Below are 15,037 nucleotides of genomic sequence, written 5' to 3'. Positions count from 1 at the left end.
TGGGTTTCCGAGGGAAGCCAACGGAAGTTTTCGGGTTTTCCGGATCCGCCCGGGGGTCAGAAAGCCCTTTTCCGCGCCAACGCTTTGCGCCAGAATGCCGACCGATTGAAAGCGCTTTGAAGGGCCGGACATGAATCTCAAGGAGCTCGCGGCGCATCTGAACCTGTCGCAGACCACGGTCAGCCGGGCGCTCAACGGCTACCCGGAGGTCAAGGAGGAAACCCGGCTCCGGGTCGAGGCGGCGGCGCGCAAGTTCAACTACACCCCGAATCTGCGCGCCCGGGGGCTCGCCACCGGGCGGGCCATGGCGATCGGCCACGTCATTCCGACCTCGAAGAAATACGAGATGGTGAACCCGGTCTTCGGCGATTTCATCACCGGCGCCTCGGAAACCTACCGCGAGGCGGGCTACGAGCTGGTCCTGTCGCTGATCGACGATGCCGATCAGGAGGACCATTACCGCCGCATCCGCGCCAAGGCCAATGTCGACGGCATCCTGGTGCACGGCCCAATGCTGTCGGACGGCCGCATCGACCTGCTCAACGGCCTCGGCCTGCCCTTCGTGGTGCATGGCCGCGCCTCGGATGTCAGCGCGCCCTATTCCTGGATCGACATGAACAACCGCCGCGCCTTCGACCGCGCCACCGAGCTGCTGATCGGGCTCGGCCATCGCCGCATCGCGCTGGTCAACGGGCCCGACGGCATGGATTACGCGCATCGCCGCCGCGACGGCTATGCCGGCGCCCTGGCCCGCCACGGCATCGCCGCCGATCCGGCGCTGATCCGCGCCGGCGAGATGAGCGAGGCGCTGGGCCACGCCTCCGCCCGCGAGATGCTGGCGCAGCCCGCACCGCCCAGCGCCTTCCTGGTCTCCTCCATGGTGACCGCGCTCGGCGTGGCGCGGGCGCTGCGCGAAGCCGGGCTGGAAATCGGGCGCGACGTTTCGGTGATCAGCCATGACGACGACCTGGGCTACCTGCGGAACCGGCAGGAGGTGCCGCTCTTCACCGCCACCCGCTCCTCGGTGCGCGAGGCCGGGCGCCGCGCCGCCGCGATGCTGCTCCGGCTGATCGACGACCCGGCTTGCGCACCGCTGCAAACCCTGATGGAAGCGGAGCTGATACTGGGCCAGTCCACCGGCCCCGCGCGCGCCCCCGCCCCCGAGCCCGCGCTGCGATAGGAGAGCCGATGCGCACCCGCCGCTCCGACCTGCCCGAGGGCTTCCTCTTCGGCACCGCCACCTCCGCCTACCAGATCGAGGGCCACGCCTTCGGCGGCGCCGGGCCGACGCATTGGGACAGCTTCGCCGCCACGCCGGGCAACGTGGTGCGGGCCGAGACCGGGGCGCGGGCCTGCGACCATTACCACCGCGTCGAGACCGATCTGGACCTCGTCCGGGGCGCCGGGCTCGACGCCTACCGCTTCTCGACCTCCTGGGCGCGGGTGCTGCCCGAGGGCACGGGGGCGGTGAACGCCGAGGGACTCGACTTCTACGACCGGCTGGTCGACGCGGCGCTGGCGCGCGGCCTCAAGCCCTGCGCCACGCTCTACCACTGGGAACTGCCCTCGGCGCTGGCCGATCGCGGCGGCTGGACCAACCGCGACATCGCCCACTGGTTCGCGGATTTCACCGAGGTGGTGATGCGCCGTCTCGGCGACCGGGTGTTCTCGGTGGCGCCGATCAACGAACCCTGGTGCGTCGGCTGGATGAGCCATTTCCTCGGCCTGCACGCGCCCGGCCTGCGCGACATCCGCGCCACCGCGCGGGCCATGCACCACGTGCTGCTGGCGCATGGCCAGTCGATCGCCGCGATGCGCGCCATGGGGATCGGCAATCTCGGCGGCGTGTTCAACATGGAATGGCCCGAACCCGCCGATGCCGGACCGGAGGCCGCCCGCGCCGCCGCCACCTTCGACGCCTATTACAACCGCTTCTTCCTCGACGGCATCTTCCGCGGCGCCTATCCCGAGGCGGTGCTGGACGGCTTCGCGCCGCATCTGCCGACGGGTTACGAGGACGATTTCGCGGTGATCGGCGCGCCGCTCGACTGGGTCGGGCTGAACTACTACACCCGCAAGGTGATCGCCCCGGCGCCCGGCCCCTGGCCGGCGCTGGCAGAGGTCGAGGGGCCGCTGCCCAAGACCTTCATGGACTGGGAGATCTACCCCGAGGGCCTCTACCGCTTCCTCAAGCGCACCGCCGCGGAGTATACCGGCGACCTGCCGCTCTACGTCACCGAGAACGGCATGGCCGCGCCCGACCGGCTGGAGCCCGACGGCCGGGTGAACGATTCCCACCGCACCGCGTTTCTCGACGATCACCTGGACGCGGTGCGCCGCGCCGTCGCCGAGGGGGTTCCGGTGCAGGGCTACTTCATCTGGTCGCTGCTCGACAATTACGAATGGGCGCTGGGCTACGAGAAGCGCTTCGGCCTGGTGCACGTGGATTTCGACACGCTCGAGCGCCGGCCGAAAGCCTCCTGGCATGCGCTCGCCGCCGCCCTGGGAGACGCTGCATGACCGACACCGCCCCGCTCGCCCCCCTGGCCCTGGTCGCCGATCTCGGCGGCACCAATACCCGCGTGGCGCTGGCCCGCGGCGACCGGGTCGAGACCGAGACCATCCGGCGCTACCGCAACGCGGAGTTCGGCGCCCTGGCCGAGGTGCTGGAGCGCTACCTGGCGGAGACCGGCGCCCGCCCCGCGGCGGCCTGCGTGGCGATGGCCGGGCCGGTGCGCGACGGTGTCGGGCGGCTGACCAATCTCGACTGGGTGGTGGAGCGCGGCGCGGTCGCCCGCGCCACCGGCGCCGCCACGGTGGCGGTGCTCAACGACCTGTCGGCCCAGGGTCACGCGCTCGATGCGCTCGACCCCGCGGCGCTGACCCTGGTGATGCCCGGCCAGCCGGCCTCGCCGCAGGCGGCCCGGCTGGTGATCGGGGTGGGCACCGGCATGAACGCCGCGCCGGTCTTCCGGCTGAACGGCCAGACGCTGGTGCCGCCCTCGGAATCCGGCCACATCACCCTGCCGCTGCAATCGGCCGAGGAATTGCGGCTGAAGGACTTCATCGCCCTCAACCATGGCCAGCCGGGGGTCGAGGACGTGCTCTCGGGGCGCGGCTTCGAGCGCGTCCATGCCTGGCTCTGCGCGGAAGACGGCGCCGGCGACCCGCTCCCCGCGGGCGAGATCATGGCCGCCGCGGAGGCCGGCGACGACCGCGCCCGGCGCAGCGTGGCGATGTTCACCCGGATGCTGGGCCGGGTCTCGGGCAACCTCGCCCTGATCACCCTGCCCTTCGGCGGCATCTATCTCTGCGGCGGCGTGGCGCGGCATTTCGGCCCGTGGCTGGCCGAGATGGGCTTTGCCGACGCGTTTTGCGACAAGGGCCGGTTCACCGACTTCATGGCGCAGTTTCCCGTCCACCTCGTCACCGACGATTACGCGGCGCTGACCGGATCGGCCGCACATCTTCATGAAATCCTCACCGCCGCCCGCTAGGCTGCGCGACGCCGGCCGCCTGCGCCCCGGGGCCGCACGCGGATCGGGCAGCGCGCGGTCGTTGCGTCACATAACGGCTTTTTTGGCGGCCCCTGCCTTGCCAAGACGCGGCAAGGGGGTTTGATGGCCTTAACCCGGATGCCCGGCCCCTCCCTCCGGAGATCTGTCATGAATATCGCCAACCGCTCGACCGCCACCGCCACCGATTTCGGAACCGCGCTGCTGGCGCATCTGCGCTACAGCTTCGGCAAGACCCCGGACGCGGCGCAGATCGAGGATTGGCGCATGGCGCTGTCCTTCGCGGTGCGCGACCGGATGGTGGATGTCTGGGTCGACTCGCTCGCCCGGGCCCGTACCGCGGGCGCCAAGCGGGTCTACTACCTGTCGATGGAATTCCTCATCGGCCGCCTGCTCGAGGACGGCATCGTCAATCTGCGCATGGTCGACCAGGTGCGCGGCGCGCTCGAGGAGCTGGGGCTCGACTACGACACCGTCCTGGCCGACGAGCCCGACGCGGCGCTCGGCAATGGCGGGCTCGGCCGGCTCGCCGCCTGCTTCCTGGAATCGCTCTCGACGCTGGGCTGCCCGGCGATGGGCTACGGCATCCGCTACGAGCACGGCCTGTTCCGGCAATCCTTCCAGGACGGCCGCCAGATGGAGAGCCCGGAGACCTGGCTGCTGCAGCGCCATGCCTGGGAATTCGAACGTCCGGAACTGCGCTACCGCATCGGCTTCGGCGGCGAGGTCAGCCAGACCGCCGGCCGGGCGATCTGGACGCCGGCGGAGATGGTCGATGCCGAGGCCTTCGACACCCCGATCGCCGGCTGGCAGAACCGCTGGGTCAACACGCTGCGGCTCTGGTCGGCCAAGGCGGTCGACCCGTTCGACCTCGAAAGCTTCAACCGCGGCGATTTCGCCGGCGCCGCCGCGCCCGAGGCGCTGGCCCGCACGATCTCCCGCGTGCTCTACCCCGACGACACCACCGAGCAGGGCAAGGAACTGCGGCTGAAGCAGGAATTCTTCTTCACCGCCGCGGCGCTGCGCGACATCCTGCGCCGCTTCGGGCAGGAGCACGACGACCTGCGCGCCCTGCCCTCCAAGGTCGCGATCCAGCTCAATGACACCCATCCGGCGATCGCCGGACCGGAGCTGATCCGCCTGCTCCACGACGAGCGCGGCCTGCCCTTCGACGAGGCGATGGAGATCGCCCGCGGCTGCCTGAACTACACCAACCACACGCTGCTGCCCGAGGCGCTGGAAAGCTGGCACGAGGGCGTCTTCGGCAAGCTGCTGCCGCGCCATCTGCAGATCGTCGACCGCATCGACGCCACCCATGCCCGCGCCCATCCCGACCGCAAGTCGTCGATGCGCGGCGCCGGCCAGGTGCGCATGGGCGAGCTGTCCTTCGTCATGGCGAACCGGGTCAACGGCGTCTCGGCGCTGCATACCGGGCTGATGAAGCAGACCGTGTTCCAGGACCTGCACCGCCTGCACCCCGAGCGCATCCTGAACCAGACCAACGGCGTCACGCCGCGGCGCTGGCTGCTGTCCTGCAACCCGCGGCTGTCCGACCTGATCACCGACACGATCGGTGATGCCTGGGTCGCCGACCTGTCGCAGCTCTCCGAGCTCGAGGGCCATATCGACACCGCCTGGCGCGAGCGCTTCTCCGCCGCCAAGCGCGCCAACAAGGCCGAGCTGGCCCAGTGGATCGCCGAGACCCAGGGCCTGACGGTCGATCCCGAGATGATGTTCGACATCCAGATCAAGCGGATGCACGAATACAAGCGCCAGCACCTCAACATCCTCGAGGCGGTGGCGCTGTGGCAGGAGATCCGCGACAACCCGACCGGCGGCTGGACGCCGCGGCTGAAGATCTTCGCCGGAAAGGCGGCGCCGGGCTACTTCTTTGCCAAGGACATCATCCGGCTGATCAACGATGTCAGCACGGTGCTGAACGAGGACAAGGTCACCCGCGACCTGCTGCAGGTGGTGTTCCTGCCGAACTACAACGTCACGCTGGCCGAACGGCTGATCCCCGCCGCCGACCTGTCCGAGCAGATCTCCACCGCCGGCAAGGAGGCGTCGGGCACCGGCAACATGAAGTTCGCCCTGAACGGCGCGCCCACCATCGGCACGCTGGACGGCGCCAACGTGGAAATCCGCGACCATGTGGGCGCGGAGAACTTCTTCCTCTTCGGCATGACCGCCGAGGAGGTGACGGCGCGGCGCAAGCTGCCCGACCACGCCGCCCGCGCCATCGCCGCCGATCCCCGGCTGGCCCGCGCCCTGGCGGCGATCGCCGACGGCACCTTCTCGCCCGACGAACCGGAGCGCTACCGCGGCATCGTCGAGAACATCGCCGGGCCGGACTATTTCCTCGTGGCGTCCGACTTCAGCGATTACTGGCGCACCCAGCGCAAGGTCGACCACGCCTTCACCGACAGCGTCGGCTGGACCCAGATGGCCGCGATCAACACCGCACGGTCGGGCTGGTTCTCCTCGGACCGGACGATCACCGATTACATGCGCGAGATCTGGGCGGCCGACAGTCTGATCCGTCCCTGACAGGCCGCCACGCTATTGATCCGCCGCCATGAGCGCCTAGGCTAGCGCTCATGGCACATGACACCGCACCCCTCCCGTTCGACCTCCTGAGGCGCATCGCCGAGGGCACCTGCGACGATCCCTTCGCCATTCTCGGCCCGCGCGAGGTGGCCGGGATCCGGCACGTCACCGCCTTCGACCCGAACGCCGAGACGCTGTTGGCGGTGATCGGCAGCACCGAGCATCCGCTCGCCCGCGTTGCCGGGCTGCGCGGCATCTTCCACGGCCCGGTGCCCGGGTCCGAGCCCTACGGCCTGCGCGGCACCGACGCCGACGGCGACAGCTGGGACATGGAGGACGTCTACCGCTTCTCCCCGGTGCTGGGCGAGATCGACGAATACCTCCTCGGCGAGGGCACCCATCGCCGGCTCTGGCAGGCGCTCGGCGCCCACGTGATGACGCATGAGGGCGTCTGGGGCACGCATTTCGCGGTCTGGGCGCCGAATGCGCGCCGCGTCTCGGTGGTCGGGCCGTTCAACGCCTGGGACGGGCGGCGCCACGTCATGCGCCGGCGCGGCACCACCGGGGTCTGGGAGCTGTTCCTGCCCGGTCTCGGCGACGGCACGCTCTACAAGTACGAGATCATCGGCGCGCACGGCCATGCCCAGCCGCTGAAGGCCGACCCGGTGGGCTTCGGCGGCCAGCACCCGCCCGAGAACGCCTCCATGGTGCGGGACATTTCGGGCTATGGCTGGTCCGACGACGAGTGGATGAAGATCCGCGCCGACCGCAACGGCCGCACCGCGCCGGTCTCGGTCTACGAGGTGCATCTCGGCTCCTGGCGGCGCAAGGCCGGCAACCGCCGCATCTCCTATGTCGAGGCCGCCACCGAGCTGGTCGAGTATGTCCGCGACATGGGCTTCACCCATATCGAGCTGATGCCGATCAGCGAATATCCCTTTGACGGCTCCTGGGGCTACCAGCCGGTGGGGCTGTTCGCGCCGACCGTCCGGCACGGCCCCCCGCACGAGTTCCGCGACCTGGTCAACGCCGCGCATGCGGCCGGGATCGGCGTCATCCTCGACTGGGTGCCGGGGCATTTCCCGACCGATCCGCACGGGCTCGGCCAGTTCGACGGCACCGCGCTTTACGAGCATGCCGACCCGCGCGAGGGCTTCCACCAGGACTGGAACACGCTGATCTACAATTACGGCCGCCGCGAGGTGCGCAACTACCTGACCGCCAACGCGCTCTACTGGCTGGAGGAATACCACGCCGACGGCCTGCGCGTGGATGCCGTGGCCTCGATGCTCTACCGCGACTATTCCCGCAAGGAGGGCGAATGGGTGCCCAACAAGCATGGCGGGCGGGAGAATTACGAGGCCATCGAGCTTCTGCAGACGGTCAACACCCTGACCTACGGCGCCGCGCCCGGAATCATGACGGTGGCCGAGGAATCCACCTCCTACCCGAAGGTCTCGCAGCCGGTCCACGAGGGCGGGCTGGGCTTCGGCTACAAGTGGAACATGGGCTGGATGAACGACACGCTCGAATACATCAAGACCGACCCGCTCTACCGCAAGCACCACCACCACCAGATGACCTTCGGCCTGCACTACGCCTTCTCGGAGAACTTCATCCTGCCGATCAGCCACGACGAGGTGGTGCACGGCAAGGGCGCGATGCTGGGCAAGATGCCGGGCACGACCTGGGAGAAGTTCGCCAACCTGCGGGCCTATTACGGCTTCATGTGGGGCCATCCCGGCAAGAAGCTGCTGTTCATGGGCCAGGAATTCGCCCAGGCCCGGGAATGGAACCATGACGTGGAGCTGGACTGGGGCTGCCTCGAACGGCCCGACCACAAGGGCATGCAGCGCCTCGTGCGCGACCTCAACACGCTCTACCGCGCCGAGCCGGCGCTGCACGCGCTGGATTGCGACCCGGGCGGCTTCCAGTGGATCGAGCCCGGCGACGCCGACCGTTCGGTCTTTGCCTGGATCCGGCGCAGCGGCGGCAAGGACGACCCCGAGGTGGTGGTGGCGGTCAACTTCACCCCGGTGGAGCAGTCCGCCTACCGGCTCGGCCTGCCAAGCCCGGGCCGCTGGCGCGAGGCGCTCAACACCGATGCGGGGATCTACGGCGGCGGCGACCGCGGCAACATGGGCGGCGTCGAGGCGACGACCGACAAGCCCTTGCACGGACAGGCAGCTTCCGCCGAACTGGTCTTGCCGCCGCTGGCCGCGGTCTATCTCGTCAAGGACTAGCACATGCCGGGGCGGGACGGCATGGTAACGCTAACAGGCGCAGAATGCGCGGCCGGAACGAGGAACGGGAGGAAGACATGTCGACACCATCCAGCGGTCTCACGCGCCGCACTATGGCCTTCGTTCTGGCGGGGGGACGCGGATCGCGGCTCAAGGAACTGACCGACAGCCGGGTCAAGCCCGCGGTCTATTTCGGCGGCAAGAGCCGGATCATCGACTTCGCGCTCTCCAACGCGATGAATTCCGGCATCCGCAAGATGGCGGTGGCGACGCAGTACAAGGCGCACAGCCTGATCCGCCATTGCCAGCGCGGCTGGTCGTTCTTCCGCGCCGAGCGCAACGAGTTTCTCGACATCCTGCCGGCCAGCCAGCGCGTCTCGGAAAGCATGTGGTACCGCGGCACCGCCGACGCGGTGGCGCAGAACATCGACATCATCGACAGCTACGGCGTCGATTACGTGCTGATCCTCGCCGGCGACCACATCTACAAGATGGATTACGAGCGGATGATCCAGCACCATGTCGACAGCCGCGCCGACGTGACGGTGGGCTGCCTGATGGTGCCGCGCGCCGAGGCCTCGGCCTTCGGGGTGATGGCGGTGGACGGCAACGACGTCATCACCTCGTTTCTGGAAAAGCCCGCCGACCCGCCCGGCACGCCCGACGACCCCGAGGTCACGCTGGCCTCGATGGGCATCTACGTCTTCAAGTGGGACTTCCTGCGCGACCTTCTGGTGCGCGACGGCGACGACCCCAACTCGAGCCACGATTTCGGCCACGACATCATCCCGGACCTCGTCAAGAACGGCAAGGCGCAGGCCCACCGCTTCCAGGACAGCTGCGTGCGCTCCTCGCGCGAGGCGCCGGCCTACTGGCGCGACGTGGGCACCGTGGACGCCTTCTGGAAGGCCAATATCGACCTGACCAACTTCACCCCCGACCTCGATCTCTGGGACCAGGACTGGCCGATCTGGACCTATTCCGAGAGCGTGCCGCCGGCCAAGTTCATCCATGACGAGGAGCGCCGGCGCGGCTCGGCCGTCTCGTCGCTGGTGGCCTCGGGCTGCATCGTCTCGGGCAGCGAGATCCGCGAGTCGCTGCTCTTCACCATGGTGCATGCCAACAGCTACGCCTCGCTCGAACGCGCGGTGGTGCTGCCCTACGCGGTGATCAACCGCCATGCCCGGCTGAAGAACGTGGTGATCGACCGCGGCGTGCACGTGCCCGAGGGGCTGGTGGTCGGCGAGGATCCGGAGGAGGACGCCAAGTGGTTCCGCGTCACCGAGGGCGGCGTGACGCTGATCACCCAGAAGATGCTCGACAAGCGCGCGGCCGCGCAATGACCAACGTCCTTTCCGTCGCCTCGGAATGCGTGCCGCTGATCAAGACCGGCGGGCTGGCCGACGTCGCCGGCGCGCTGCCGGCGGCCCTGGCGGCGGAAGGGGTGGAGATGCGCACGCTGCTGCCGGGCTATCCGGCGGTGATGGCGCGGATGCGCGGCGCGGCGCAGGATCTCGGCGAGCTGTTCGGCGGCCCGGCGCGGCTGGTCGAGGGCAAGCTCGGCCGCGCGACGCTCTACGCGCTCGACGCGCCGCATCTCTACGACCGGCCGGGCGGCCCGTATCTCGGCCCCGACGGGCGGGACTGGCCCGACAACCCGCAGCGCTTCGCGGCGCTGTCGCAGGTGGCGGTCCGCATCGCCGAGGACGGCCACGGCGCGTGGCGCCCCGACGTGCTGCACCTGCATGACTGGCAGGCCGGCCTTGCGCCGGTCTACCTCGCCCAGGGGCCGGCCGCGGGCCGGGTGGCGACGGTGATGACGGTGCACAACATCGCCTTCCAGGGCGTCTTCCCGGCCGACCTGATCGGCCCGCTCGGCCTGCCGGAGAGCGGCTTCCGGCCCGGCGGCTACGAATATTGGGGACAGGTCAGCGCGCTCAAGGCCGGGCTGGTCTATGCCGATGCCATCTCCACCGTCAGCCCGACCTATGCCAGCGAGCTTCTGACGCCGGAATTCGGCATGGGGCTCGACGGCGTGCTGCGGGCCCGGCGCGGGGCGCTCTGCGGCATCCTCAACGGCATCGACACCGAGGCCTGGGCGCCGCCCTACCGGATGCCCCGCGGCAAGGCCCGCCACACCCGCGCCCTGCGCGAGGAGCTGGGCCTGCCGGAGCGCGACGCGCCGCTGGCCATCGTGATCTCCCGCCTGACCCACCAGAAGGGGCTCGACCTGCTGCTCGAGGCGCTGCCGGCGCTGACCGGCACCGGCGGACAGCTGGCGCTCTTGGGCTCGGGCGAGGCCGAGCTCGAGGCCGCCTTCTTCGAGGCCGCCGAGGCCTCGCCCGACATCTCGGTGCAGATCGGCTACGACGAGGACCTCTCCAAGCGGATGATGGCCGGTGGCGACGCCATCCTCGTGCCCTCGCGCTTCGAGCCCTGCGGCCTGACCCAGCTCTACGGGCTGCGCTACGGCACCCTGCCGGTGGTGGCGCGCACCGGGGGGCTGGCCGACACGGTGATCGACGCCAACCCCGCGGCGCTGGCGACGGGGTGCGCCACCGGGCTGCAATTCCGCCCGGTCAACGCCGACACGCTGGCGCAGGCGCTGGTGAAGATGACCACGCTCTGGCAGGACCGGCCGCTCTGGCAGCGCATGATGCGCAACGCCATGGCGCATCCGGTGGGCTGGGACGTCTCGGCCCGGGCCTATGCCGACCTCTATGCGAGCCTCGTGCCCGCCGCGCGATGAACGACCGGACCGCCTATCCCCCGCGCCCGGGCCGGGACCATCCGCTGGGCGCCACCTTCGACGGCGAAGGCACCAACTTCGCCGTGTTCTCGCAGCATGCCACCCGCATGACGCTGTGCCTGTTCTCGCATGACGGGCGGCGCGAAACGGCGCGCATCGACCTGCCCGAGCGCGACGGCGATGTCTGGCACGGCTACCTGTCGGGCATCATGCCGGGCCAGCGCTACGGCTACCGCGCGCACGGCCCCTACGCCCCCGACGAGGGCCACCGCTTCAATCCCCACAAGCTGCTCCTCGACCCGTATGCCAAGCGCCTGACCGGGCTTCCGCAGTGGCACGACGCGCTTTACGGCTACCGCCGCGGCGCCGCCGAGGCCGACCTCTCCTTCGACAGCCGCGACAGCGCCGCCTTCATGCCCAAGGGCGTCGTGGTCGATCCCTGCTTCTCCTGGGGCCGGACGCGGCGGCCCGACACGCCGATGGAGGAGACGGTGATCTACGAGGCCCATGCCAAGGGCCTGGCCCAGCGCCACCCCGAAGCCGGGCCCAAGGGCGGCTTTCTGGCGCTGGCCTCGGACGCCATGCTCGACCACCTCACCGGGCTCGGCATCACGGCGCTGGAGCTCTTGCCGGTGCAGGCCTTCCTCGACGACCGCTTCCTGGTCGATCGCGGGCTGTCGAATTACTGGGGCTACCAGACGCTGGGCTTCTTCGCCCCCGATCCGCGCTACCTGTCCGCGGGGCGGATCTGGGAGTTCCAGCACATGGTGGCGCGGCTGCATTCGGCCGGCATCGAGGTCATCCTCGACGTGGTCTACAACCACACCTGCGAGGGCGACGAGACCGGCCCGACGCTGAGCTTCCGCGGCCTCGACAATGCCAGCTATTACCGGCTCGACGGCGACCGCCGGCGCTACGTCAACGACACCGGCTGCGGCAACACGCTCAACATCGACCACCCGATGGTGATGCGGATGGTGATGGATTCGCTGCGCTACTGGGTGCAGGTGATGGGCGTGGACGGCTTCCGCTTCGACCTCGCCGCGGCGCTCGGGCGGACGCCCGACGGCTTCGAGCCGGGCGCTGCCTTCTTCGACGCGCTGCGCCAGGACCCGGTCCTGGCCCAGGTCAAGCTGATCGCCGAGCCCTGGGATATCGGCCCCGGCGGCTACCAGGTGGGCGCCTTCCCGCCGCCCTTCGCGGAATGGAACGACAAGTTCCGCGACGGCGTGCGCCGGTTCTGGCGCGGCGATGACGGCATGGTCGCCGAACTGGCCGACCGGATCACCGGCTCGGCCTGGCAGTTCGACCATTCCGGACGGCCGGCGACCTCGAGCATCAACCTGATCACCGCCCATGACGGCTTCACCCTGACCGATCTCACGCGCTACCGCGAGCGCCACAACCACGCCAACGGCGAGGGCAACCGCGACGGCCACCATGCCAACCACTCGGACAATTTCGGCGTCGAGGGGCCGAGCGACGATCCGAAGATCCGCGCCGCGCGGGCGCTGCGCCGGCGCAACCTGCTGGCCACGCTGCTGCTGGCGCAGGGCACGCCGATGCTGCTGGCCGGCGACGAGTTCGGCAATTCGCAGAACGGCAACAACAACGCCTATTGCCAGGACAATGCCATTGGCTGGCTCGACTGGCAAAGCGCCGAGCCCGAGACCATGGCCTTCGTGCGCCGCCTCATTGCCTTCCGCAAGGCGCATCCGATCCTGCGCCAGAAGCGCTTCCTGCATGCCCGCGAACGCGAAAAGGACGGGCTCGAGGATCTGTTCTGGTGGCGCGAGGACGGCGAGGAGATGACCCGGGCGGACTGGCACGACCCGGCGCGGCGGATCTGCCTCGCCGAGATGCGCATGGCCTCCGGCACCCCGGCCTATGCCCAGCGCGAGGAGGCCATCCTCCTGGCCTTCAACGCCGGCAAGGCGGTGACCATCGATCTTCCGGACCCGCCCGAGGGCCGCTGCTGGTGCTGCCATATCGACACCGCCGCGCCCGAGACCGAGCGGCTCTCGGCGGGCGAGACCTGGGACATGGCCGCACATTCCGTGCTGGTCTTCGTGTTGGAATGCTTCGATGAGTGACGCCCTGACAGATCTGGCCCGGCGCGCCGGCATCCTGCCGCGCTACCAGGACCAGATGGACGACTGGCGCGAGACCGCGCCCGCGACCCGCGCCGCGCTGCTCGCCGCGATGGGCCTCTCGGCCGAGAGCGAGGCCGAAGCCCGCGACCGGCTGGCCACGCTGCCGCGGCACGACTGGCTGCCGGCCTGGCACGTGGCGGAGGCCGACAGCGCGCCCGATCTGCCGGTGCCGGACGCGTGGCGCCTGACGCTTCAGGATGGCACGGAAAGCTCGGGCCGCGGCGCGCTGCCGGCGCTGCCGCTTGGCCGACACCGGCTGGATTGCGCGGGCGAGACCTGCTGGATTCTCAGCGCGCCGCGCCGCCTGCCCCTGCCCGAACGCGGCTGGGGCCTGATGGTGCCGCTGCCGGGGCTGCGCCCCGAGGGCCGCGGCGGGCTGGGCGATTACGCCGAGCTTGCCCGGATGGCCGAGGGCGCGGCCGGGCACGGCGCGCGGTTTCTCGGCATCAACCCGGTCCATGCCGGGTTCCCCGCCGATGCCGCGGGCTTCTCGCCCTATTCGCCGTCGCACCGCCGACGGCTCAACATCCTGCACGTGGCGGCCGGGGCCGAACCGCCGGCGGATGGCGCGCTGATCGACTACCCCGCGGCGCGGGCGGCGCAGATGGCGGCGCTGGAGACCCGCTTCGCCGCCGAACGCGACGATCCGCGCCTCGCGGCCTGGCGCCGGGCCGAGGGCGCGGCCCTGCGCAGCTTCGCGCTGCACCAGGCGCTGTCGGAACGCCACGGCGCCTATTGGTCGGGCTGGCCGGCGGCGCTGCGCGACCCGCAGAGCGTCGAGACGCGGCGCGCGGCCGAGGAACTGGCCGACCGGGTGGCCTTCCATGAATGGGCGCAGTGGCGCGCCGAGACCGACCTGCGCGCGGCCAATGACCGGGCCCGCGCCGCCGGCATGCGGCACGGGCTCTATCTCGACCTCGCGGTGGGCACCCATCCGCACGGCGCCGAGACCTGGGAGGACCGCGCGAGCTTCGCCTTCGGCGCCTCGCTCGGCGCCCCGCCCGACGCCTTCTCGAAGGACGGCCAGCGCTGGAACCTCGCGCCGTTCAACCCGCTGCACCTCGCCGCCACCGGCTTTGCCGCCCTGGCCGAGACGCTGGGCCGCCAGCTCGACCTCGCGGGCCTTTTGCGCATCGACCACATCCTCGGCTTCGAACGCGCCTTCTGGGTGCCCGAGGACGGCCCCGGCGCCTATGTGCAGATGCCGCGCGAGGCGATGCTCGCGGTGGCGCGGATCGAGGCGGCGCGGCGCGACGCCACCATCGTCGGCGAGGATCTGGGCAACCTGCCCGAGGAGCTGCCGCCGGCGCTCGGCGCCGCCGGCGTGCTGGGCTGCCGGCTGGCGATGTTCGAGCAGGACTGGGAGGCCGAGAGCGCCGCCTTCACCCGCCCGGAGGACTATACCGAGGCGGCGGTGGCCAGCTTCTCCACCCACGACCTGCCGACCTGGCGCGGCTGGCGCGCCGGCGGCGAGATCGCCGAACGCGCGCGGCTGGGCCAGATCGGTCCGGAGCAGCAGCGCGAGGCTCAGGCCGCCCGGGCCGTCGAGGTGGCGGCCTTCGACCATGCCTCCGCGCCCTATTCCGATGCCGCGCCCGACAGCGCCGAGCGCATGCACGCCTTCCTCGCCGCCGCCGGCTCGCGGCTGGTCGCGGTGCAGGTCGAGAACGTGCTCGACCTCGCCGAGCAGCCCAACCTGCCCGGCACCGTCGACGAACACCCGAACTGGCGCCGCCGCCTGCCCAAGGGACCCGAGCAGATCGCCGCCGATCCCCGGCTCGCGCGCACCGCCGACATCATGCAACGCCAAGGACGATGAGGGCTCCG

Annotated in this window: 9 protein-coding genes; all 9 read left to right on the top strand. The window is 70.5% G+C overall.

Annotated features, from left to right (window positions below):
* The first annotated feature begins 130 nt into the window (after positions 1 to 130).
* Positions 131 to 1,180: a LacI family DNA-binding transcriptional regulator gene (locus tag ACXYMW_RS05020; RefSeq protein ID WP_459034202.1), complete on the top strand. Its 1,050-nt coding sequence runs from the start codon at positions 131 to 133 to the stop codon at positions 1,178 to 1,180.
* 8 nt (positions 1,181 to 1,188) lie between these two features.
* Positions 1,189 to 2,520, top strand: coding sequence for a GH1 family beta-glucosidase (locus ACXYMW_RS05015; protein ID WP_459034201.1), 1,332 nt, complete (start codon positions 1,189 to 1,191; stop codon positions 2,518 to 2,520).
* Complete coding sequence (locus tag ACXYMW_RS05010; RefSeq protein WP_459034200.1) at positions 2,517 to 3,497, top strand: glucokinase; 981 nt, start codon at positions 2,517 to 2,519, stop codon at positions 3,495 to 3,497. The genes ACXYMW_RS05015 and ACXYMW_RS05010 overlap by 4 nt, the downstream gene beginning before the upstream one ends.
* A gap of 168 nt (positions 3,498 to 3,665) precedes the next feature.
* Positions 3,666 to 6,065 carry a glycogen/starch/alpha-glucan phosphorylase gene (locus ACXYMW_RS05005; RefSeq protein WP_459034199.1) on the top strand — a complete coding sequence of 800 codons (2,400 nt, stop codon included), beginning with the start codon at positions 3,666 to 3,668 and terminating at the stop codon, positions 6,063 to 6,065.
* 50 nt (positions 6,066 to 6,115) lie between these two features.
* Positions 6,116 to 8,308 (top strand): 1,4-alpha-glucan branching protein GlgB, encoded by a 2,193-nt coding sequence (gene glgB / locus ACXYMW_RS05000; RefSeq protein WP_459034198.1) that lies wholly within the window; start codon positions 6,116 to 6,118, stop codon positions 8,306 to 8,308.
* A gap of 113 nt (positions 8,309 to 8,421) precedes the next feature.
* Complete coding sequence (gene glgC / locus ACXYMW_RS04995) at positions 8,422 to 9,651, top strand: glucose-1-phosphate adenylyltransferase (protein WP_459034197.1); 1,230 nt, start codon at positions 8,422 to 8,424, stop codon at positions 9,649 to 9,651.
* Entirely contained in the window at positions 9,648 to 11,057 is a 1,410-nt protein-coding gene (gene glgA, locus ACXYMW_RS04990) for a glycogen synthase GlgA (protein WP_459034196.1), read from the top strand. The genes glgC and glgA overlap by 4 nt, the downstream gene beginning before the upstream one ends.
* Positions 11,054 to 13,150, top strand: a complete 2,097-nt coding sequence (gene glgX, locus ACXYMW_RS04985; protein WP_459034195.1) for a glycogen debranching protein GlgX — start codon at positions 11,054 to 11,056, stop codon at positions 13,148 to 13,150. The genes glgA and glgX overlap by 4 nt, the downstream gene beginning before the upstream one ends.
* Positions 13,143 to 15,029, top strand: coding sequence for a 4-alpha-glucanotransferase (locus tag ACXYMW_RS04980; protein ID WP_459034194.1), 1,887 nt, complete (start codon positions 13,143 to 13,145; stop codon positions 15,027 to 15,029). The genes glgX and ACXYMW_RS04980 overlap by 8 nt, the downstream gene beginning before the upstream one ends.
* Positions 15,030 to 15,037 lie beyond the last annotated feature (8 nt).

The organism is Roseivivax sp. CAU 1761 (assembly GCF_054482755.1).
This window is presented reverse-complemented; position numbering and strand designations above follow the sequence as displayed.